Source organism: Collinsella sp. LCP19S3_F2 (genome assembly GCF_052121015.1).
Taxonomy (GTDB): domain Bacteria; phylum Actinomycetota; class Coriobacteriia; order Coriobacteriales; family Coriobacteriaceae; genus Collinsella.
In genome coordinates this window covers 22,815-43,339 of record NZ_JBQKFA010000010.1, presented here as the reverse complement: position 1 = coordinate 43,339, position 20,525 = coordinate 22,815, and the positions used below count along the sequence as shown (strand labels likewise).

The following is a 20,525-nucleotide window of genomic DNA, read 5'->3' as shown; positions in this document are numbered from 1 at the left end:
CGGCTTATTTTGTTATGTATGGAGTTATAAATAAACTAACCAAACAGCTTATCGTGCGTGTGATCGTAACAGTTGTCGGAAGTCTTATTAGGAAAACTGCAAAAATAAAATTGGCCAGCCGTTTTCGGAGTCTGTCGGAAAGCTATCGGACAGCCCTATATAGAAGATCCAGAAAAAATAAATCGGACAGCCTCACACGGAAACTTGCAGAATTTCTAAGAGGCTGATAGTGCGCGCGCCTTCGGTCAGCTGTGGCAAGACCCCCTCCCTTGGTGGGGTCAACGGTGTATGGTACGCCTTGGGAAGCCTGTCAGATAGCTTATCGTGTCAGCTGTTCGTGAGTCTGTCGTGTGTCTCGTCGGTCGGTCGTCGGTCAACGTGTGTCGAGACTGTCGAACAGTTGAGTCAATGTGTCATGTCAACTTTGTATAATACACATTATGTAAACTAGGTCAATAGATACGCGAACAGCTGTTCGATAGCCTACAGAAGCCACTCCATAAGGACAGTAACAGCTGGTCGGCAGTTGGTTGTCGGCTCTATATAGGTTTTACGTTTATGTTTGACTTATTGACTGTACTCTGACAGCTGCGGCAAGGTGCCTGGCAGCCTATCGAACACCATGCAACATACTCCATTATAAGCTATTATCAGACGATCAGAAAGACTCTCGAACAGTTACCGGAACAGCTACTCGGATAGTTGTGCACCACGTTCCAGAATAACCGTTTGAGTAACGCCTATAATAGTTGTTATAATAGCCTTTGAATATATGCCTTGTATATTCTCATATACGCCCTCCAAATGATAGGATAATAGTAGCTTACCTTGCTATAGTTAAACGTCTGAGAGGGCTTCTCGTGAGCTATTTAAGAGGATATAAAAAGAAGCTACTCCAATCAATGGTGCAACTTCTCTTCTGACTATTTAGTTATACGTTAGGATAAGCTGTTGACAGGCTTTCTAATAGCTTCTGGATAAGCTGTTGACAGTTACTTACCTAAGCTTTGGGAAGCCTTGGGAAGCTTTTGCAAAGGCTGTTGAAAGCATGCTTGGTAATAGATAATGGAATAGCTTTTATAATAGCTTATTATAATCTGTTACTCTCATAACAGATACCCTTTTAAAAAAGTTAAGTCCCACGCCCTCTTAAGAATAACATCCAACACGTATAAACAAGTGGAATAAAAGCCTATCTGCCGGCTTTGAAAGCATTTAATTTAACGAACAATAACAGATCACTTCTTAATCTTTTCTTAATAATTAAAAAAGCCACTCCACAATCGGAGTAGCCTTTCTAAGCCTATTTGATTATTTGTTGACAGCCTCCAAACCGATTCCCTCGTCAACTTTGAATGTCTGAATAGTTTTCTTATCGTTGTCGATAGGGTAGACGTATAGCTTTTTCGTGTCACTTTCAACTATAACAAAGTCTGCCTTGATAGTTGCGTACGAGTCTAGCTTTTTATTAAGGTCTGCAATCATGTTACGGTTGCTTTCGATAGTATCTTCTGCTTCTGCGAGAAGCTCATTGTTGACTTTGTTAGCTTCCGAAGCTTCTTGATAGCCTTTCTCATAAGCTTTTGTACCTATGAGAAAAGTTATATTCAAAACTGTAATAATTGTTAGCATTGTAATTGTAAAGTTTTTTAGTTTCATTTTGTATGCCTCCCATGTTTATCTATAGGTGTGAAAAAGTGTAGCATAGCTTTTTTACAATTTCAATAGTTTATTTAAAAATTTCTGCTTCTTTTATAATTTCGTCTAATTGTTTCATTGATCGACTTGTGCAAAAGCTTCCACCAATTAATGCAACAGCTATGAAAATAAACGATTCTAACATTTCATGACCTCCTCTCTTATCTACTTTCTAAGTCTTTTTGCAACTCGATTTCAGTGATACCTAATTCTGACTGCAATAGTTCAATGCTTACTTGAATATTTTTTCTACTTTCATCGTCGATGTTAAAAAAGTTATCAGCTTTCAGATCGTTAATGATGGCAATTATTTTTTGTTTATTTTTCATAGTCACTAGCCCTTTCTATAAATCTTTATCAAGTGTTATCAAGTCATCATCTGAATCATCTCCAAAAAAGCTCGGTGTTTCTATCAGCTCACTAGGCTTTGCCAGTCCTTTCCTTATTTCTTCTTTTCTAATCATATCAGAAAGCTTTCTTACCACGTCTTCATAGAGAAGCGGGTCAACTTCTTTGACAGCCTCCAAAAGTAACGCTAGGTTATTTATGGATAGCTTTCCTCTTCGATACGTTTTCAGCAAGCCTTTGCCTGTGACTTTATTATAAGCTTTCTCAAACTGTTTTTCAAGTCTTTTTTGAAATTGTTTGTCCTTTCGTCTTTCTAAGTAGTCGGAAAGTTTTTGGCAAGCTTTTTTAAGAGTAGTCCAGACAGCTATACCAAAAACTGCCCATAAGATAGGTAGCAAGTCACTCACTTCCTTTCTTAAAACTGTGGTGTATGTTTCTAAAATCTAGTTCTACACTTAACATAAGAGCAGAAGCTTTCAAAAGATTATCCTCTAGCATTTGCATAGTTTCATGATAGCTTTTTGAATCGTTTGGCAAGCCTTGTAATGCCTCTTGAGAAGTCTTTGCTAGGACTAGGGAACGTTTTAAGCTGTTGATAGTTGTGAAGCCTCGTTTGAAAGACTTATTTACGAGGCTATTTTCTTTCTTCTCTTTTTCTGCTTCATACATGCTTTTATATTCGTTTTTAACCATTAGTCGACAACCTCCAAAGAGCCTTCGACAAAGTCAATTTCATTATCTTTCATAAACTCGGTTAGGCTTTCGATAGCCGTTTCTTTGTCGTATACGTCAATACATTCTTCGAAGTCTCTATCGTCAAATCTGAAATAGCCTTCGATATATTCGCTTGTTGCTGAACCATATAAAGATATTCCTTGAATATCTCCGTCACTGTCCTTATATTCTAGGAAAGCAAGCTCGAAGCGTTCAGACAGTTTTTCTTGAAATTTGTAAAGGTTGTCGAATTTCATCGAAAAGTATTTTGTATAACCTGCTCGCACGTCTATGCCAATATGGACAGCAAAGAAAACCAGAGTTTCTTCTGTGCAATCATTCTCATAGATAATAAAGTTTAAATCTCTTTCAAGGTAGCCACAATAATTGTAAGTATTGTCGGCACCATATTCATACCATGAAACGCCTCCCCAATCGTTGTCTAATTCGTTGAAATAGTCTTTAAATTCGTCAACGGTTAACCATTCGCCTGCATATTCCATCTCTTCAAAAAAGCTTAGTAAAGAGATTCGCCCAAAGTGATCTTTGCTTAAAGTTGGTGCTGTTTTTCCTGTAAAGTTGATTGGGCTTTGCATTGCTTCAAGTTCCTTTTTAACAGTTTCCCAATCGCTCAGCCCAAAGCTTTCTTCTATAGTTTCAAGAATTTCTCCGACTGTGATATAATGTTTTTGTTCGTTCATTTTTATAACCTCTTTCAATTTTTTATTTTTTATCTAGTTTGTAGTAATTTGCAATTTTGTATTTTCCTTTTTAATACCTTTCAAATATTCATATAATTCATTTGTTAGTTCTATTGAGTTTGTATCTATAAAAACAGTTAGAAAACCGTCTTCCATATCATTCATTTCATTATCTGCCACAATAGTAATATCATTATTGCCGATATTAATTTCTATATTTAACAGTGTGCCATTTTCTTCATACTCGCTCAAAAATTCTTTAATCATATTTTTATTCATTTTTATAACCTCTTTCAATTTTTTATTTTGTAGGTACAGTGTAACAGCTCTTTAAACAGCTGTCAACAATTTTATTTTAATCATCTAACCAAGCAACAAAAGCAAGGGCGCTTGCCACGACACATACAGGCGCTAAAATCAGCCATGAAACAACCATTATAAAACCTCCTTTCCTGATCTCGTCATAAGCTTATCAAAATATCAAGCGACTGTCAACACTTTTATCTTATCTTTTGAAATATACTTTTCAAGACTAGCTACAAGACTATAAACAGCAGTTAGGCTTCCACAAGTGGCGTAAAAATTGTCGTTTGTATAAATGTTATAAGTCATGTTTTTCAACTTCCTTTCTCTTAACTTGATACCAATATACCATGACGTTTTTTAAATTGCAATAGCTTTGCTAAAAGTTTTTTATTTTATTTTTCGAAAGCTGTCCAAAAAGTCGCCTTATATAGTAGAAAACTTTCAGCGAGACTTCTTCCTGATCTTGTTCAAAAGTCGTCTAAAAGAAGCTTAAAAGCTGTGGAAAAGCCTTGATAATGTTGTGTATAGGCTATGACGTTTTAAGTGAAAACTGTTAAAAAATCCCGGGGTGCATCCTGTGGACAGCTGCTGGAAACCTCGTACGCCTGTCATGATGTTTTAAGTGATTTTTCTTAAAAATCCCGGGGGACTGTTATAAAATTCTGGGGAAATCCATTAGTTAAATGTTATTTTAGGATGGATATGAGTTATTTGAATAGTTTTGTGCTACTTGATGTAGTCTTATTGGCAGCTGTGGCAAAAGCTTGGCCAAGACGTGGTAAGTTTTTATTATGGAGGCTGATTGAAAGGCTGTCAGATGATTTTTAACGGATGATTGTCCAATCTTTGATCTGAAACGTGCTTAGAATGCTCCTCTGACGACGTTAAAAAGCTGTTATAGTGCTATTTTAATAGTTTGTTGAAATAATTTGAAAAATTAAAGGAAAAATTTTTAAAAATTTACTCCATTCCTAGAAAAATAATTTTAAAAATATCCCTTAACTTAGAAAAATATTTTGAAAAATCTGCCTCCAAATTTCTTGGCAAAAATAAAAGACAGCTACCCTTCGGCAACTGTCAAAAAATTATTCTGTAATTGTTACATTTCCATCCAAAAATTCTGTGTAAAATTCTCCTGTCATACTAATACATTCTTCGGGAATATTTGTTAGAGTTTTTAGATCCGACTTTATCCCAAATACTCCAATAGATGGCTGGACTCCTTGTAAGCCTTCCGTACCTTCTGGCACAACTGTAAACTCACTTTCGTAAAATTTTGCCTCATAGTGATCGAGGTCGAACTCCAGAAAAGAGAAAGAAGCTTGTGGAAATTTTACAGTAAATACTTTACGACTTTCTGCTAGTCTGTTACTTACCTTTACAATCTTTCCAACGTAACCACAACGACTTGTATATAGCTTGGTAGATACCTCCAAATTATCCTTGGACTTAATCTTTACAAAATCTCCTACTTTAGGCTCCTTTGTCCCCTGCTGAGCGGCCTTTAACGCTGCTTGAGTCTCTTCTAGGGCTTTAATCATTTCATCCGACTGCTTCATAAAATTACTCAAAGCAACATCTAGGGAAGCTTCTGGATGTTCTACGTACTCGGCCTCTCCATCAGATATGCTAAAAAATCGTGACACCTCATCCGGAAGTTTTACCTCAACTAGGTTGTAACTATCCCAAGGAACTGGGAAAACTTTTCCGACATACTGGTCAATATCTGGGTACCCTCCATTATTCAACAAACGTACATATCTTTGCATAATATCTCCTCCTCTTTCAATAAACCAATCTTACCACGTATCTTGTACAATGTCAACAGCTTTCGTGAATTATTTTCTAAAAGCTCTCCGACCAGCTCCTGTGACAGCGCCGATCCTTCCAAAGGAATACGTGCTGAATGAGCTATTTCAATATGCGAGTCCACAAGCTCTCCGAGAAGCTGTAGCTCGTCTGTTTCAAAAATTCTTAGCTCCATAGCTCTACTATAGCATCTGGAAATTCTTTAGCAGCATCACAGGCTACATGAATGTCTCGGAAAAACATTAAAGATTCGTTAGCCCAGTTCTTTGTAAAGGCTGCCTGATTGTTATTTAGCTTCGTAAGAGTCCATCCCCCGAGGGTTACAATGAAGAGTTCTTCGGTAGGCTCTGGCAACCTACTGTCATCTAAAAGCTCTGGAACAGTTGTATGGAGCCGTTCAGCGATCCTAGCCATCTTTGCAAGGGTTGGTGGAGTATTATTCCGAAAGCCTGTTGAAGAGGTTCCGTCTCCACAGACTTCTACCCAAGACATCTGATGGAGCTGTCGAAGAGCATCCACGTTCTTCCAAAAGGTTCTTGTAATGTTTTCTACATAGGTGTCTTTAGTCATGTCTTCACTCCATCCCCATAGTTTCTAAATAGCTGTTCAGTTGGTCAATGACATTGTAATTAATTTGAATCTGGTCATTGTATCGTGCCACACGTACCCTATAACTTTCTCTCTGAGTACGATTTTCTTCAAATTCAATTCGGTCATTAAGCTGCTCAATCCGTTCATTCAAAGATGCGTTAGCCATGTACAAAGAAGTGATAAGTGGCTTAACTCTTTTTGGAGCTAATTTAACCATTGCGTATGTTTCTGGATTCATTCCAATTCCTCCTTAAACCTCATTAACAATATCTACTCGGACAGCTTTCCCACGTTCTCTCCAACAAGTCTTTCCAACAGCTTCCTCAGGGCTGTGGGCTATCACTACATAACTTCGTGGAGTGCTTTCAAAGTCTAGGTAATAGATTACTTCATACCGCTTCATCATATTCAACATCCTCTCTACTAACTTATGAATTAATCATATCATGACTTTTGGAATCTGTCAACAGTTTTTGCAAAATAAAAAGACAGGAGTTACCCTGCCTCTTTGCCATACTTTTTAACTGCTTTGGTAAACTTCTTACGTGCATCTTTCAGTCGTCTGCCTAGAGTGCTTTTAGAAAGTCCGTTATATCCTTCCAACTTTCTGAGGGATATGCCTTCCAAAACATTCTTCCGGAAGACGTATTCTTCATCAGATCGAAGGTTGCTTCTGTCAATAACTTCTTCAAGCCAAATCCAGTAGTCTTGGTCAACCATGTAGTCTCCATAGACTTTGGAGTTCTCTATCATAGGACTAAATTCCGATTCTAGGAAATAGTCTTCGGTGGCTATCCGCTTCTCTTTTCGATAAGAGTAGAAACTATACTCAAAGCTGCTACACTTAGCATACTTATTGTCTCCAGAAAGACCCCCAGTGGTGTCGTCCTGCATGTAGAAGGTGCTTAAGGCGTGAGCTAAGGTATCTGGAACATCTTCCCCCCAAAGCTTATGAAACAGCTCGTAGGCCTCTTCTACAAACAGCCCTCTGACTTCTGCTGGAAGTTTACTACGTCTTAGGACAACTGTCACAAAGCGTTTGAGATGCAAGGCACACTGCCCTGCTGTCTCAGCTTCTGTAATAGCTCTGTAAAAACCTATCTCATTATACAATGGCATCTAATCAACCTTCCCAAACCTCGCTTTATACTCTTCAATAGCTGCTCTGGCAACTGCTGGCATAGCTTGGAAATCAGCTTCTCCATTATTTAGAATAGTCACGTCCGGCTGAATGAGATCAACCTCAGAATCCCCTTCATTATCTAATTTCAAAGTCTCTCCCAAAGCTTCTGCACGAGCTTGGCGGATCAGTGGGTCAGCATCTACCTTGACTACTAAGAAGCCTTCTTGACTAGCCCAGAGAGCTTCGTTAAAGTAACGTGTGTCAGTGATAATCATTGCTACTGGCTTTCCGAAGCCTTCTGTATTTTCAAAATAATCTCTAATGGCCTCTACTGGACGAATCCAAAAGTTTATATCAATCTCACGAAAAGCATTTCCAAGGGTTACGTAAGCATCCCGAGGCCTCTCGTTGTTGACTAAATGACCGAAGAATTGCTGATAGATTTCTTTTAAGTAGTCTGCAAACGCTACTCGAATAACTTCATAACCCTGTTTGGATAATTCTTGCTCCAAGACGTTTGCAAAAGTGTCTTTGCCAGCCCGGGCAGTTCCTGCTAATGCTATTTTAATCAATTAATCTTCCTCCTTGCTTGTGATGGAAATTCTCCTGTCTTCATAGCTGTGCAATAGGTTTTCCAAGCAAATCGGATAGCTCTAAAAGGAAATGCTAGTAGGCTATCAATCAGCTCCTGCACGAATGTTGCAACAGGTGCTACTAGGATATAGAATAGATACTGCACAAGCTCCATAACAACTTTAAAGATAAAAGCTATTGTTACTTGGACTCTAAACATCATCTCCGACAGCCTCCATAGCTTCCTGCTGCTTCTCATCAAACTCTTTAGCAGCATTGATCTCAGCTTTTGGAATGAGCATAGAAGTCTTTCCAATATGAGTAAGAGCAATTCCAATAGCATCGGTTTCATCTGTGGTCATATCTGATACATCAACGTCTGTGTAGATTTGGATAGCCTCTGCTACGTCTGCTTTAGAGGACTTCCCAGAGCCTGCGACAACCTTCTTAACAGTCGTCGGGCCATACTCATAGTAGCGTGGGTACCCTTCTAATTCCAAGACTAGCTCGAAGGCTGCGAAGAACTTCATATTAATAAATTGAGTAGCCATCCGACAGATTGTCGTCTCCTTAATTACAAAGTCTGGCTTAAACTCATTGAGAAGTCCTGTCATCTCTTCGGCAAATATTCGGAGGCGTTTGCCAGTCTTATCCTTGGAGTTTGTAATAATGTTTGTGGTAAAGACTAACGTAAGGTTACCGTTAGCCTCTTGGTCTAATACTGCTACACCTGTTGAAACAGATGAGATGTCAAAAGCCATGAAACGCATCAATCTTCCTCCTTATGAACCATGATAGAAGCGATGTTGTGGTTGTTTAAATACAGTAGCCCCTCGGTTGTTCCAATGATTACTGCTCCATTTGTATGAAGGTCAGTTAACATCTCCTCAACCTTCGTCTCCGGAAAACCTTCTGAGGCTTCGAAGCTATATGTTTCATAGAAAATGTCGTCCCCAGACTCATTGGAGATAGGGGTTAGATAGGTAATTGTGAAAGTTGTGTAATATGTGATCTTCATAATCTTCCTCCTAGAAATACTCCCAAGTGTACCCTCCATGGCTTTTTCGCTTACCTTTAGCACAAGAGGTTATATGACTTGGGTTAAATCCCCAATCTTTTGCATCAATTATACTGTTAAATAAGATTGGAGTTCCTTCTTTAATAGGTGTAGCGATAACCTTTTTGGAAACGGAAGCTATTCTTCTAAGCTCCCGAGTCCCATAATTAGAGTTCTGCTTGGCGGTTACCCATTCAAGGTTACTGACATGATTATTAAATTTATCCTCGTCAATGTGATTTACTTGGGGATTATTTTCGGGGTTAGGAATAAAAGCTTCTGCCACTAATCGATGAACCAGCTTTCTCTTGCCCGAAATACATACCTGATAATATCCCCTAGCTAATTTATTAGGCTTTAGCAACTTCTTAGAAAGTTTACTATATACATTTCCATGATCGCTTATGGAGTAGTCTGGGAATCCTTGAATCTCTTTCCATTGTTCCATTACACAATATCCTTTCGAATCCGTTCAATCTCTTTGATAGCCTCTTTTTCAAACTTAGTGGAAGCTTCTAACTTAAGTTCCTCTAATTCCCTATAGGTAAGGCTTAAAGCGCAAGCTGTCTTGTAGTCGTTGAATTGGAAATCAGCCAATGAAAGCTTTGGAAATACTCCTTCGTGAGCCATTTCAACAGCTGTGAAGAAACGATTCCGAACCTCTTTCTTCTTCTCTTCTGGAGTCTCCACCCCAAATACTCGGAAATCTGGGTACTTGGCATAGTCTTCCTCAGTCATGTTCCAGCCTTTGTGAGAGGCGTTTACATAGACGATGAGATACTGGTCAAGGTCTTTTAGCATAGCATAGTTAGTAACCTGCCATACGTGTTTGGAGTTAGCTTCCTTCATAGACCAATGACCAGTCGCTGCATAAGTTGTTTGCTTAGACTTAACCTCAAGTCCTACCCGATACTCTTTTCCAGTCTCTGGGTCAGTGTAAATCATAATGCCGTCCAAAGAGCCTCCGGTAATGAAGTTTATCTTACCACTCTTGAACTCTTGGAACGTCGTGGAAAACTCTTCAAACATCGGGTAACCTTCTGGAGTCCTTTCAAATCGGAAGTGGCAAGGCTCTCCAACAAGTCGTTCATAATGCTTCTCCATCATTAAGACATACAACTGCACCATGTCTCCGATAGCTGTACCGATGTTTTGCCAACGATTCTGCCACGGGCTTACCAAACGCTTGTCTGCATTATTGGTAAACTCTAAGGCATCAATCGCTCGGAGAGTCTGCTCACGAAGACATTTTCCAGTGCCACTTGAACGGAAGAATGGAACGCCTTTCGGAAAGTCTTCAAAGGGGTTGTTGTCAAGAACGTTGATATACTGGGAATAGAGTTGCTTAGTTATTTGTAAGTCTGTGTTAAATCCGGTGGCACAAAAGCGATCAAGCTCCTGTGCAAAGTCTATTGCCATCTTCTGTGCCAAAGTCTGTCCGGAAGCCTTGTTAACTGCTGCTAAACCTTTTGCCATTAAATGTAAACCTCCATGATTAAAATTGTCCAAATTCTATGATAGTTGCTTTCCCAATCAGCTCTTCAAAATGCTGTGAGCGTGGGGTTGTGCCACCGCTTTTGATAACTTCCTTAGCAGCCTCTTTGGACACAGCTTTAATATGATATGTTCGGAATCCACTTACAGGGACTGTTACAATGAAGTCGTCTAGAATAATCTCTCCCGAACGCTGTTCAAGGCTGTGCAAAACGTTTTCTGATTGACTTACCCACTCTAAGTTGGAAACGTCGTTATTCTGCTTGTTGCCATCTTTGTGATTGACTACATCACAGCCTTCCGGTCGGGGTAAGAAAGTCTCTGCCACAGCTCTGTGAATCCTAACATTAATCGTCTGATCTCCGTGAGGGATTCGTACATGTAAGTAGCCAGTATCTTGAGGAGTCAAACACTTATTCGTTTTAATATTTCGAATGACTCCTCGGGTGCTTATGAAATACTTGTCTGACTGGATTCCATTGTATATTAATGGAGCCTCATGAATCGTTTCTACATTAGTCAATAAAGCGACCTCCTCTACCTGTCCCATTATATCACATTTCATCGTCTTTGTCAAGTCTGTCTCTTGCATGGGAGATCGCTAGGGTATGAATACATCCTCCAAAAAACCAGATTAATGCAGCTATTCCTATAACAAAGCCAAGACCTATTGCCACTACTTGGTAATTTGCTAGAACGAAGATGGTTAGTAATAGTAGCAAAATGATGCAAATTGCTATGGTTAGTGCCCCTAAAAACTGTCCAGTAGCTATCAGATAGTCTTTCAAATTAGGCTTCATTGTAGATGTCCTCCAACTCTTTGCGAATCTCGTTAAGTCTCTCTTCCTTACCGTCGTTGTAGTATCCCCAATCAGCCATTACATAAATCATACTGGATTGGAGTTTGGCTACCCTTGCCAACTGGTCTTTCGATAGCTTCTTGAAGTCTTTCAAAGCATATCCAGAAGGCTTACCAGCATCTCGAAAGTCCCTCATCATCGAGTCGTGCTTACCCATTAGCTTGCGCTCCTCGTCGATAAGTTCGAAAGTTTTGATAAGCTTTTCGAATTCCTGCTCGACATCGTGTTTAGCTACTAGAGCATAAAGGGAGTGGTCTAAGAAACGACCGTCTTTACACGTCTTAGATAGCTCTCGCTTAGTTGCTTCCATGATGTAGTCGTTAACCTTCGTAAAGTTCTTGGCGATCTCTTGCTTAATCTCTTCGTTCATTTAATCTTCCTCCTATTTAATATATCTAAAGGATGTACCTTTATATTTGATGCCATATTTTAGCGCCTTAGAAATCCCCGACTGTTTATATTGAGGGTGCTCCTGCATGAAAGGTCTCTGGCCACTGAAATTCATAGTTGAACCATCTTCGAAGGTAACTTCAATAGGTTTTAGATGCCCCTTAGCACACCTCTCAATGCGTGTTCCATGATGTTTATTAGCTAATGGAGTTACCTCTTCGAGATTCTCTAAACAATTATTCTGTGAATCCTCGTCAATATGGTTGAGCTCCTTAGTTAAATCTCTTTCTCCAAGGAACGCCTCATATACAAGATGGTGGATATAGTGAATATATTGCTTACCATCTTTCCATAAACCTACTTTTAGATATCCTTTAGGATGATTTAACGACGACTTAATTATATTACCCTTTTTAAGATACCAAACTTTTCCATTAAATACTTTACGATTCAAACTCCTAACAATCCCTGTATTACTTACCTCATACATACCTTCAAATCCTTTAATTGGCCTCCATTTAACGACCATTAAAAAACTCCTCTCTGTCTACCAACTTGCCCCAGACTTTTCCGATAGCAATGTCAGTCTTGCTCGGAACAATTAATTTAACAGTGTTAATCATGACATCCTCAATGGCTGCTACTTCCTCGGGAGTAACGTCTTTTGGAACTTTGAATAAGACCTCATCGTGGATTTGGGCAAGCAGATTAAAGCAACGCTTCTTGCCACGTCTTTCGGACAGCTCCTGCAACTTCGGAACCATTGCAACGATTACTTGCTTAGTTTGGCAAGCAGCTCCTCCTTGGACTTTGAAATTAGTTGTCTGGCGGAGTGCTCTGTTAACCATTGAACGAGTCTTCTTATCTTCTGGAGTTAAGTCATTCCAAGCCTTCTTAAGGACGCTGAAATCCTCTTGCACAAACCGTCTGCGAGTCCCCCAAAGAGTTTCTACATAGCGGTTCTTCTTAACCTCTTCTTGGTTATCTTTTATCCATCGATCAACCTCCGGATAGGCTTTGAAGAAGTCGTCAATCATCTTCTGTCCTTCATCCTTGGATACTCCCAAAGACTCTGCCAAAGACCATGCCGACATTCCATACATGATAGCTAATACAACGACTTTGGTACGTTTACGCCAGATGGAGCCATCTCCACACTCTTCGATAGGTTTATTAAAGATTGCCGAAGCCATTTCAGAGTATAGATCACGAGCCTGTTGATAGACTTCAATAAGAGCCTTACACTTAGACATATGAGTCATGAGCCTTGGCTCCTGCTGTGAGAAGTCTGCCGACATGATTAACGAATCTTCTCCAATACCGAACATGTTACGAGCCTTGTAAGGTTGCTGTTGGAGGTTTGGGTTAGCTGCGGCATAGCGTAGAGTTACTGTACCAACCTGTTTGAAGTCTCCGTGCAGCTTTCCGTCGGGCTCTATGAAGTCTTTAATCTTATCTACAAAGGCTGATAAATGCTTGCTCTCATCCTTCCAATCAAGAATCAACTGGACTTCTTCGTGATGCTTGGCAATGGCTTTCAGAGCATCTGAGTCGGCTGGCAGAGAGTCTCCGACAGTTTCTCCATTAACTACCCGAGGATTGATTAAAAGCTTCTTGCCTTCAACTAAAGCAAACTTACGGTTGTTGCTAATGTAATGGTCGTCAAAGCCTACATGACCACTGAGGATAGACTTCTTATCACGTGTCACATACTTGCTCCAATCATTGTCAAAGTACAACATCTTAGACAACTGCTGTGGAGAGCCAATGTTAACGTCCCCGAAAGTCTCCTGAATAGCCTCTTGGAGTTCGTCCAAGTGCTTGTAGCCTTCCTCACGCTGTTTGGCTACTTCTCTCTCATCAATTACAAAGCCTTCTGACTCCATGATGAAAGTAGCTTTGATACATGGATGTTCAATACGCTCATAATACTTCTTAATTTTTGCAAAGCTAGACTTATTAAGAATGTTCATCTGCCATTCAAAGAGCAAGAAGCCTACGTAAGTATCCTTTGCACCATACCATCTAGCGGCATCCAATGGAACGTAGCCAAACTTTGCATCTTTTCCGAACAGCTCCCCGAAGGTATCAGACGGAATCTTCAAGAAGTATTCTGCAAGGTTCTTCAACTGATATCCGACTCCGCTGGGAAATGCAGGTGTCCGAACGTCGCTTAAGTTCTCATTCAATAGCTTCATAATAACCATTGTATCGTGTGGCATATGAGTTGCTTCGATGTCTAAGGCAGCCTTTACCAAGCCTAAGTCAAAAGTGGCGTTATGCCAGATGGAGTTCTTAGGGCTGTGGAACAGCTTTTCGATGAGATGGTAGGACAGCCCTTTGCTGACGTTCCGAGGATCTTCGACAAACTCTCCAGTAGCCGTCTCCTTGTAATGGAGGATTGGTAAGTATCCATTGACAAGCTTTCCATTGAATCGGTAGGTTAGTGAGAAGCCTGCTATCTGCTCTCGATACTTGTATTTACCACCGTTATCTCCGACTGTTTCAAAGTCCATTGCAAAGTAGTCGTCGTCAGCATTCAGACAGTTATCAACCCACTGTTCGGCATCTTCTTGAGAGATCAGTGGATACTTTTCCCACTCTTTAGTAGCCATTTCCTCAATCTTTTCCTTACGTTCAGCCTCTTGGATAGCTTTGTAAAGGCGTAGTGCCTCAGCTTTGGTAAAGGCTTTGGACTCTTTGCCAGCTTCTCGGCCAATCTTTCCTTCCTTAAACCATTCCTCCACCTTTTGGAGTCTTGCCAAGTCTGTAGGAGAGTTCTTACGGCTGTAGATAAGCTCCCACGACTCTTCCATAGTTGGTATTTCCTTTGCCTTAGAGGCTTTCTTAATCTTTTCCTTAGCTTTATTATCTTCGGTAACTGATGTCACATTCACTGAGATCTTCATACAGTTTGTCCCCTTTCGTTTACCTTCTTATAATAGCACATAAAAAGAGCCCTGTCAAGAGCTCTTCCAAAGATTATTTATTAGATTTATAAAATGTCATACGGAATAGGTCGATGAAGTCTCCGATGTCAAGGTCTTCCTCAAAGTCATCTATAGTAGTGATCGCTTGGAATCCACCGTCACCTTCAATGAAAACTCCTGTTGTTCGATGGTGGAATGATTCAACAGCTTCCTTAATCATTTCAAAAGCTTCCTGCCAGCTAATCTCAATGTAGTCTGGAATCAGGTAGTAGGTAGTTCCAACAGTTACTTCGGTAATACCTACTAACCTGTCATTGGACTTCCATTTAAGAACCTTTTGACTGTCTGCTTGAGGCTCTGTTTGAGTACTTACATAAAGCTCGCTTCCATAGTCTGTTTCGAAGCGTGTTCCCACAGGCGTGTCAGGCAGCTGTTCAACAATGTCTACTAAAGATAATGCTTTATTCATATAATCACTCTCCACGTCCGAATTGTTTATTGGGTCGTTAAACTTCCTTGTCATACTCGTTGGCAAGGTCTTCTCGCTTTTCCTCATAACTACTTACCTGCAACCATCCCCCCAGTAGGATCATCCCAATCGCCACCATAACAGTAGTAGTTCATGATATTGCTTTTTCCGTCTATGAAGTTACTCTCAGAGTCAGCAAACTCATCACTGTAACAAAGGTCGTCCAAATACGCTGCTCGGTTCTCTGGAGTATCTTCTGCTACCCAGCTCTCCCGAAGCTCTTCACCATCGCCCTTACCATACGTCACATATACTTCAAACAGTTTCTTAACCATACTTAACAATCTCCCCTCCAAAATCTTCTTGTAGCATTAAAGCATCTCTGTAATTCCATGGCTCAAGGTAGTCTGAAAGTGTTAGTACATAGCTTCTCATATAGCCGTACTCATCTTCCCGATCAGGCATCCACCGATAAGTCATTGAAGTACGTTCTGAATCTACTTCGAATGATTTTGCAAACTTCGTGCCAAACCTTACAGCAACCTTTGGAGCATGTACTACGTAGCCGTCCATAAGTGCTCGAAGGATATGAAAACGAGTCTCTCCTCCAAACATATTATGATACTTCTTAGGATCTTCCCCGAAGTCATATTTTTCTCCAGTAGATCCTTCTACCCAATGCCCCCAACCAACATTACAAATACGTCGTGCAGCATCCTCTTTATCATTCATAGTCCAGATGCCTCCCCTTTGGAAGCTCTCCAAATAGTCTGCAATAGCTTCTGGGATAACTACCTTTCCTCCTACAGTGCTCCATAATCTTCTTGAACTATATTCTCTCATTACTCTTCCTCCTCCACTTTCTCAACGTGACAAATATCAATCTCTGATAAAAAAAACGTGCTCATTAATTTCTATATCTTCTAGTGCATTGTCAATTGCAGACTGTATAGAATTAGTTACTACTACACAGTAATCAGTGAATTGTGACCCAATTAAACGGTAGTATATATGGTATTTATTCATCTTTCTTCCTCCTCTAAATGTAGTGGCTTACCAGTCAGTGTAGTAAGCTTTTTACCGTTTATTAAAATAGCTTTCCGAACGTCTTCCGCAGTATATGGAATTAGCTCATACATAACTGTTGTAGAGACTTGGAAAGTCGTTCTGAATAGCCGTACAACATCCTCCATCGACCATCCCTCAGATTCGATATCGTCCTTAATCAGCCCTCGGATAACTTCTGGAGTCGTTTCCAAAGCCTCTGCAATGTCCTCTAAATTCATCCCAGTATCTGCCAGTCGTGCAATGTAGTATAAAGAAGCCTTCTCCCAGCCTCTGCTAATGATTCTGGCATGAGCTACTTCATCAGCTATCTTACCTAGCTCAGTAATCTCCTTACACAGTTTGCATGCCTTATTTTTGCAAGCTGCGAAAGAGACTTTCGTAGGGACTTTCAGAAACTCTCCGGAGTCTTTGTCATAGACTACTTGGAAGTTATGTGATTCAATTTTATTACCAATCAAGGCCAAGTCGTTTTCATGAGCCTTGTAGAATGTTTTCATACGTTGTGCATATGTCATTTAAAATTCCTCCAATCAACTTATGAATTAATCATAACATCAATTAGAGGAATTGTCAATACTATTTCTTATTTATTTTTCGAAGCTTGTACGAAGGGATTGCCCAGTATACTAACAAAGCTACTACGAAAACTACTACCACGACTGCTCCAAAAGCCCATTCAAAAAACTTGCTCCAAGCCCAGAGCTTTAACATAAATTCTACCATTATTCGTCCTCCTCATATTTCTGTACTTTAGCCAGCTCTGAAAAGACTTCCGAAGCTGTTTCATACATACTATAAACAGAGTAGCCTTCTGGATTTGTATAGCATACGCTCCAGCGATATTCTCCATCATCAACTCTTGCCACGCTTACTGACCAGTTGTTGGAAAAGGTTGTTACAAAAAGTGGATTCTTAACTGCTTTCATATTTGTACCCCTTCTTTGAAAAAGTCTACTCTATACTTCATTTAACATTCTCCTTTAAAATTCAATATCGTCTGCAAACAACTCTTCTACGACTTGCTGACTGTTCTCCTCAATATACCCAATGGAAGGTAAGAATATTCCTTCTATGCCTTCTCCCTCGCCTCCGGAACGGCCTTTGGAAACTTCTAGCCCAAAGATTCCATCACAGCTGTCGAAAGCTAACACAATAGCTGCATCCTCCAGCAAGGCTTTCGTCTTCTTAACTTGGCTACGCTTTGGAATGTTTAGCTCACGCTCATCGCCACGCTTCTCGGAGTCGTCTTCCTCAGCCTGTGTAATAACGTGCATAACAACTTTTGTACGTCCGGCAAGCTTTCGAAGAGCTTTGGAAGTAGCTGCGGCATCTCCTCCGTTAGTTTTTGAGGTATTCTTCTCGTAGTCCATGTAGTAAGCTGGGTCAACGATTACAACATCTGCTTCACTCTCTACAATGTCTCTTTCCAATGCTCTTACTGATCGATCTATAAAGTCTTCATCATCAATGGCACGAATTGTAATTGAGCCTTCTAAGACTGTGTTCAACTTCATTACAAAGTCTACGAACGACTGTTCCTCGTCAACAGTTTTGAAAGAAGCTTTTGTCAAGTCGTATACGCTAAACCCTGCTAAGTAGTCAACTCCGTCAATAACTGAATTCTTAAGCTTTTCCTTAGCTGAGATAAAGCTTAGGGCACGACTGGCAAACTCATATTTAGGCATCTCCAGTACCCAGAATAATACATTAGCTCCTTGATAAGCTGCCTCAAGGCCTTCCATAAGTGTGATAGTGGACTTACCTCTACCAGAACGGCCATACCAAGTAATCATATTAGACTCTTGGTAACCTCCTCCGATGATGTCATTAAGTCCTTCAAAATGACTCTTCCAAAAGCGGATAGACTTGCCTTCCTTACGCTTGTAGAACTCTTCCAAGTACCAGTCCCCAGCGTGTTCTAAAAGATGGCCAGCTTTTCCAGATATTCTGTTGGAGTGTTTCATCTCCTCGAAAGCTTTAATAATGTCGTTGGCAAAGCCTTCGGGATCGTTAGCTTTATCAGCTTCATTCCACAAGTCTGATAGCTTATTATTAATGAAGTTAGCTTGCTCTACTTGGAACTTCTTCTTCTTAAGCTCTTTCGACAGATAAGTAAAAGAGTCTTCCGTATTTGGAATGTAGTCGAATTCCGGAACGTTGTCAATAACTGTGGCAAAGCTAGGGGCGTTACCTTCGTTAGTTCTTGAATAGTGTATAATAAAATCGTAAGCATCCCTTTCGGAAGCTACCGGAAACATCTCTCTGGATATTCCATGGCGGTTGAGTGCTGCAACATCATTCTCGTTAATAACCTTTGAAAGTAGCAACTCCCCAATAACATTCCGCATAGTTAAATGCCTCCCTTAGACTTATTAATATACTTCCATACTAAGCCTTTGTGTGATTTCAATTCCCCTCTACAACAAGCAGAGACATGACTTGCATGGAAGCCATTTCTACCTGCCTCAGAGGCACTTGGGAATGTGTATACTAAGTTACCTTCACAAGAATAAGCTTCAACTGCTTTTGATAACTTACCGTTTTTCATTGCTTTTGAATGTCTAATATTCCGTGAGCCGTAGTTTACATTATATTTTCTGGTACACCACTCGAGATTATCTGCTCGATTATTAAGGGGATTTTCGTCTATATGATTAATCTCCTTTAAGCTGTCTGGGTTAGGAACAAATTCAATAGCAACCAATGTGTGTACTTGCTTTCTCGTTCGGTTTCCATTCTGATACAAGTCTACATATTTTCTTCCATCAGCATTAGTAGTCAGAACTAGTAGTTTAATTGCTGAGCTGTTTCTGTATTTTAAACTTCTTACATTACCTAAATTACTTACTTCATACTTACCTTCAAAATTAGTGATAGGCTTCCATGATTCTTCCATTATTTAGCCTCCTTAATGGACTTATTCTTGACCCCACGTTTAGAGTCTCCCTCAAACCTAATCATAACAGTCTTATCACGCATCCTATCATACAGACGTTCATCAAAGACTTGCTCCATATCAACTAGTGGGAGGTTGCTTGTGTAGATTGTCGGAAGTCCTTTAACCATTCTGTAATTGATAATTTCATGCAAGTCTGCCCGAAACGCCTCTGTAGCTGATCGAACTCCTATGTCGTCTGCTACAAGCATTGGAGCAGCCTTTGCAACATCCATCTCAGCATAGTATTTTCTGGAGGCTTCTTCTGTAACGTCATAGGAAACTCCTTGTCTAGTGAAACGGTTATACAAAGTCTGTAGGCTGTTAACATCTAGGAAGTATGCAGGAGGCTGTGGAATAGTTGCCTTAAGCTTTACCGAAGCTTTCCATGCTGTGAACATATATTCGTTAAGCAGTGCCGCAGCTGTGGAAGTCTTTCCGTTACCTTTCTCTGGACTCCACAAGTAAAGATTCTTGATAGATTCCTCTTCTGGATTGGAAAAGTATCTCCGGAAACTCTTGACATAGCTTTCCAAAAGCTCGTAAGTAGCTGGCTGAGCATCCTTGGCAGGGCTATTGAATAAGAATAAGTCATTATATTCCAGAGGTATCTTAGCAGAGCCAAACTTGCCACTCTCTCCAGACAGCCCGAATAACTGGAGATGGATGTGAGATAGCGTTTGCTTAACTTGTTCCTCAGTTTTGCCAGTCTCTAATATCAGTTTTTTAAGTAAGGTTGATTTCTTCAATTTAGCAACTCCTTTAGTGGCTTTTCTACTCATTAAGAATAGCATAAAAAAGAAGCCTTGTCAAGGCCTCTCAGAAAGTTTATTTAGGCAGCTCTTTTAAGCTTAGACCTGCAATATTAGAAACTGGAATGAACATAACCTCAGAATTGGTTTGGTGGCATATAATATTATTTTCAATACCTTTCTCAAAGAATTTTGAATATTGCTTATCCTGCTCTTCTAATGTAGTATCATAAATTATCATGCTAGTATCTCCACCAGATTTTAAATAGACAGTTACTTTTACATCCATTCTGATTCCTCCATCTCTTTAAGCATTTCTTGCAGACTTCCAATGAGTGTTCTGACCTCATGCTTGTCTAGTGATACAAAGTTGTTCAAAGTATGTGCCTCTCCTGTCCTTCCAGAGTAGTCGTGGTTTGGATGATACATTGATTCAACAGTAAGGTAGGTTCCTAATATGGTTTCTAATTCTATAAACTCATCTGGGTCAAGCCTACTATATATTCGTTTTAACATTATTCGTCCTCCAATATAGAAGCTTGCTCTGTAAGGAACTTTAACAGCTGCTTCACTCCTTCTAAATTTAACACTGAAATGTTTTCCTCGTCAGCCTCCCGAACGCTTATTAATACTTCATCTTCATGCCGCCATGCAATCAAAGCATCCTCTGGAATGTCTACACATTCTAAGTAAAAATATTTTACCAT

Annotated in this window: 31 protein-coding genes; all 31 read right to left on the bottom strand. The window is 40.0% G+C overall.

The window, feature by feature from the left end; all coding sequences use genetic code 11:
* Window positions 1-1,311: 1,311 nt before the first annotated feature.
* A complete protein-coding gene (locus ACTQX9_RS08265; RefSeq protein ID WP_441541163.1) occupies window positions 1,312-1,659 on the bottom strand; it encodes a hypothetical protein in 348 nt (115 codons plus the stop codon).
* Window positions 1,660-1,859: 200 nt separating this feature from the next.
* On the bottom strand, window positions 1,860-2,027 hold the full coding sequence (locus ACTQX9_RS08260; RefSeq protein ID WP_441541161.1) for a hypothetical protein: 168 nt from the start codon (window positions 2,025-2,027) through the stop codon (window positions 1,860-1,862).
* A gap of 15 nt (window positions 2,028-2,042) precedes the next feature.
* On the bottom strand, window positions 2,043-2,453 hold the full coding sequence (locus tag ACTQX9_RS08255; RefSeq protein WP_441541159.1) for a hypothetical protein: 411 nt from the start codon (window positions 2,451-2,453) through the stop codon (window positions 2,043-2,045).
* Window positions 2,446-2,739 carry a hypothetical protein gene (locus ACTQX9_RS08250; protein ID WP_441541157.1) on the bottom strand — a complete coding sequence of 98 codons (294 nt, stop codon included), beginning with the start codon at window positions 2,737-2,739 and terminating at the stop codon, window positions 2,446-2,448. The genes ACTQX9_RS08255 and ACTQX9_RS08250 overlap by 8 nt, the downstream gene beginning before the upstream one ends.
* Window positions 2,739-3,461, bottom strand: a complete 723-nt coding sequence (locus tag ACTQX9_RS08245; protein WP_441541155.1) for a hypothetical protein — start codon at window positions 3,459-3,461, stop codon at window positions 2,739-2,741. The genes ACTQX9_RS08250 and ACTQX9_RS08245 overlap by 1 nt, the downstream gene beginning before the upstream one ends.
* A gap of 33 nt (window positions 3,462-3,494) precedes the next feature.
* On the bottom strand, window positions 3,495-3,740 hold the full coding sequence (locus tag ACTQX9_RS08240; RefSeq protein ID WP_441541153.1) for a hypothetical protein: 246 nt from the start codon (window positions 3,738-3,740) through the stop codon (window positions 3,495-3,497).
* A 1,112-nt stretch (window positions 3,741-4,852) separates the two neighbouring features.
* Entirely contained in the window at window positions 4,853-5,536 is a 684-nt protein-coding gene (locus ACTQX9_RS08235; RefSeq protein WP_441541151.1) for a hypothetical protein, read from the bottom strand.
* Window positions 5,537-5,741: 205 nt separating this feature from the next.
* Window positions 5,742-6,146, bottom strand: a complete 405-nt coding sequence (locus ACTQX9_RS08230) for a hypothetical protein (protein ID WP_441541149.1) — start codon at window positions 6,144-6,146, stop codon at window positions 5,742-5,744.
* Window positions 6,147-6,150: 4 nt separating this feature from the next.
* Window positions 6,151-6,405 (bottom strand): hypothetical protein, encoded by a 255-nt coding sequence (locus ACTQX9_RS08225; protein ID WP_441541147.1) that lies wholly within the window; start codon window positions 6,403-6,405, stop codon window positions 6,151-6,153.
* 257 nt (window positions 6,406-6,662) lie between these two features.
* The gene (locus ACTQX9_RS08220; protein WP_441541145.1) at window positions 6,663-7,286 is read right to left on the bottom strand and encodes a hypothetical protein; all 624 of its coding nucleotides are present in this window, start codon (window positions 7,284-7,286) and stop codon (window positions 6,663-6,665) included.
* Entirely contained in the window at window positions 7,287-7,862 is a 576-nt protein-coding gene (locus ACTQX9_RS08215) for a hypothetical protein (RefSeq protein WP_441541143.1), read from the bottom strand.
* Between the two features lie 213 nt (window positions 7,863-8,075).
* Window positions 8,076-8,633 carry a crossover junction endodeoxyribonuclease RuvC gene (locus tag ACTQX9_RS08210; RefSeq protein WP_441085776.1) on the bottom strand — a complete coding sequence of 186 codons (558 nt, stop codon included), beginning with the start codon at window positions 8,631-8,633 and terminating at the stop codon, window positions 8,076-8,078.
* Window positions 8,633-8,881 carry a hypothetical protein gene (locus ACTQX9_RS08205; RefSeq protein WP_441541141.1) on the bottom strand — a complete coding sequence of 83 codons (249 nt, stop codon included), beginning with the start codon at window positions 8,879-8,881 and terminating at the stop codon, window positions 8,633-8,635. The genes ACTQX9_RS08210 and ACTQX9_RS08205 overlap by 1 nt, the downstream gene beginning before the upstream one ends.
* Window positions 8,882-8,891: 10 nt before the next feature.
* Window positions 8,892-9,368: an NUMOD4 domain-containing protein gene (locus tag ACTQX9_RS08200; RefSeq protein ID WP_441541139.1), complete on the bottom strand. Its 477-nt coding sequence runs from the start codon at window positions 9,366-9,368 to the stop codon at window positions 8,892-8,894.
* The gene (locus tag ACTQX9_RS08195) at window positions 9,368-10,396 is read right to left on the bottom strand and encodes a hypothetical protein (protein ID WP_441541137.1); all 1,029 of its coding nucleotides are present in this window, start codon (window positions 10,394-10,396) and stop codon (window positions 9,368-9,370) included. The genes ACTQX9_RS08200 and ACTQX9_RS08195 overlap by 1 nt, the downstream gene beginning before the upstream one ends.
* 19 nt (window positions 10,397-10,415) lie before the next feature.
* Entirely contained in the window at window positions 10,416-10,964 is a 549-nt protein-coding gene (locus tag ACTQX9_RS08190; RefSeq protein ID WP_441541135.1) for an HNH endonuclease signature motif containing protein, read from the bottom strand.
* A 4-nt stretch (window positions 10,965-10,968) separates the two neighbouring features.
* Complete coding sequence (locus ACTQX9_RS08185; RefSeq protein WP_441541133.1) at window positions 10,969-11,214, bottom strand: hypothetical protein; 246 nt, start codon at window positions 11,212-11,214, stop codon at window positions 10,969-10,971.
* Window positions 11,204-11,644 carry a hypothetical protein gene (locus tag ACTQX9_RS08180; RefSeq protein ID WP_441541131.1) on the bottom strand — a complete coding sequence of 147 codons (441 nt, stop codon included), beginning with the start codon at window positions 11,642-11,644 and terminating at the stop codon, window positions 11,204-11,206. The genes ACTQX9_RS08185 and ACTQX9_RS08180 overlap by 11 nt, the downstream gene beginning before the upstream one ends.
* Window positions 11,645-11,656: 12 nt before the next feature.
* Window positions 11,657-12,193: an NUMOD4 domain-containing protein gene (locus ACTQX9_RS08175; protein WP_441541129.1), complete on the bottom strand. Its 537-nt coding sequence runs from the start codon at window positions 12,191-12,193 to the stop codon at window positions 11,657-11,659.
* The gene (locus tag ACTQX9_RS08170; RefSeq protein ID WP_441541127.1) at window positions 12,183-14,573 is read right to left on the bottom strand and encodes a DNA polymerase; all 2,391 of its coding nucleotides are present in this window, start codon (window positions 14,571-14,573) and stop codon (window positions 12,183-12,185) included. Before ACTQX9_RS08170 ends, ACTQX9_RS08175 begins: the two co-directional genes overlap by 11 nt.
* A 73-nt stretch (window positions 14,574-14,646) precedes the next feature.
* Window positions 14,647-15,063, bottom strand: coding sequence for a hypothetical protein (locus ACTQX9_RS08165; RefSeq protein ID WP_441541125.1), 417 nt, complete (start codon window positions 15,061-15,063; stop codon window positions 14,647-14,649).
* A gap of 89 nt (window positions 15,064-15,152) precedes the next feature.
* Window positions 15,153-15,398, bottom strand: a complete 246-nt coding sequence (locus tag ACTQX9_RS08160) for a hypothetical protein (protein ID WP_441541123.1) — start codon at window positions 15,396-15,398, stop codon at window positions 15,153-15,155.
* Entirely contained in the window at window positions 15,391-15,906 is a 516-nt protein-coding gene (locus tag ACTQX9_RS08155; protein WP_441541121.1) for a hypothetical protein, read from the bottom strand. Before ACTQX9_RS08155 ends, ACTQX9_RS08160 begins: the two co-directional genes overlap by 8 nt.
* 179 nt (window positions 15,907-16,085) lie before the next feature.
* Window positions 16,086-16,646, bottom strand: coding sequence for a hypothetical protein (locus ACTQX9_RS08150; protein WP_441541119.1), 561 nt, complete (start codon window positions 16,644-16,646; stop codon window positions 16,086-16,088).
* A gap of 61 nt (window positions 16,647-16,707) precedes the next feature.
* The gene (locus ACTQX9_RS08145) at window positions 16,708-16,854 is read right to left on the bottom strand and encodes a hypothetical protein (RefSeq protein WP_441541117.1); all 147 of its coding nucleotides are present in this window, start codon (window positions 16,852-16,854) and stop codon (window positions 16,708-16,710) included.
* The gene (locus tag ACTQX9_RS08140) at window positions 16,854-17,057 is read right to left on the bottom strand and encodes a hypothetical protein (RefSeq protein WP_441541115.1); all 204 of its coding nucleotides are present in this window, start codon (window positions 17,055-17,057) and stop codon (window positions 16,854-16,856) included. The genes ACTQX9_RS08145 and ACTQX9_RS08140 overlap by 1 nt, the downstream gene beginning before the upstream one ends.
* Before the next feature lie 54 nt (window positions 17,058-17,111).
* Window positions 17,112-18,479, bottom strand: coding sequence for an AAA family ATPase (locus tag ACTQX9_RS08135; RefSeq protein ID WP_441541113.1), 1,368 nt, complete (start codon window positions 18,477-18,479; stop codon window positions 17,112-17,114).
* 2 nt (window positions 18,480-18,481) lie between these two features.
* A complete protein-coding gene (locus ACTQX9_RS08130; RefSeq protein WP_441541111.1) occupies window positions 18,482-19,027 on the bottom strand; it encodes an NUMOD4 domain-containing protein in 546 nt (181 codons plus the stop codon).
* Entirely contained in the window at window positions 19,027-19,860 is an 834-nt protein-coding gene (locus ACTQX9_RS08125) for a hypothetical protein (RefSeq protein WP_441541109.1), read from the bottom strand. The genes ACTQX9_RS08130 and ACTQX9_RS08125 overlap by 1 nt, the downstream gene beginning before the upstream one ends.
* 34 nt (window positions 19,861-19,894) lie before the next feature.
* On the bottom strand, window positions 19,895-20,107 hold the full coding sequence (locus ACTQX9_RS08120) for a hypothetical protein (RefSeq protein ID WP_441541107.1): 213 nt from the start codon (window positions 20,105-20,107) through the stop codon (window positions 19,895-19,897).
* A 226-nt stretch (window positions 20,108-20,333) separates the two neighbouring features.
* Window positions 20,334-20,525: a hypothetical protein gene (locus ACTQX9_RS08115; RefSeq protein WP_441541105.1), complete on the bottom strand. Its 192-nt coding sequence runs from the start codon at window positions 20,523-20,525 to the stop codon at window positions 20,334-20,336.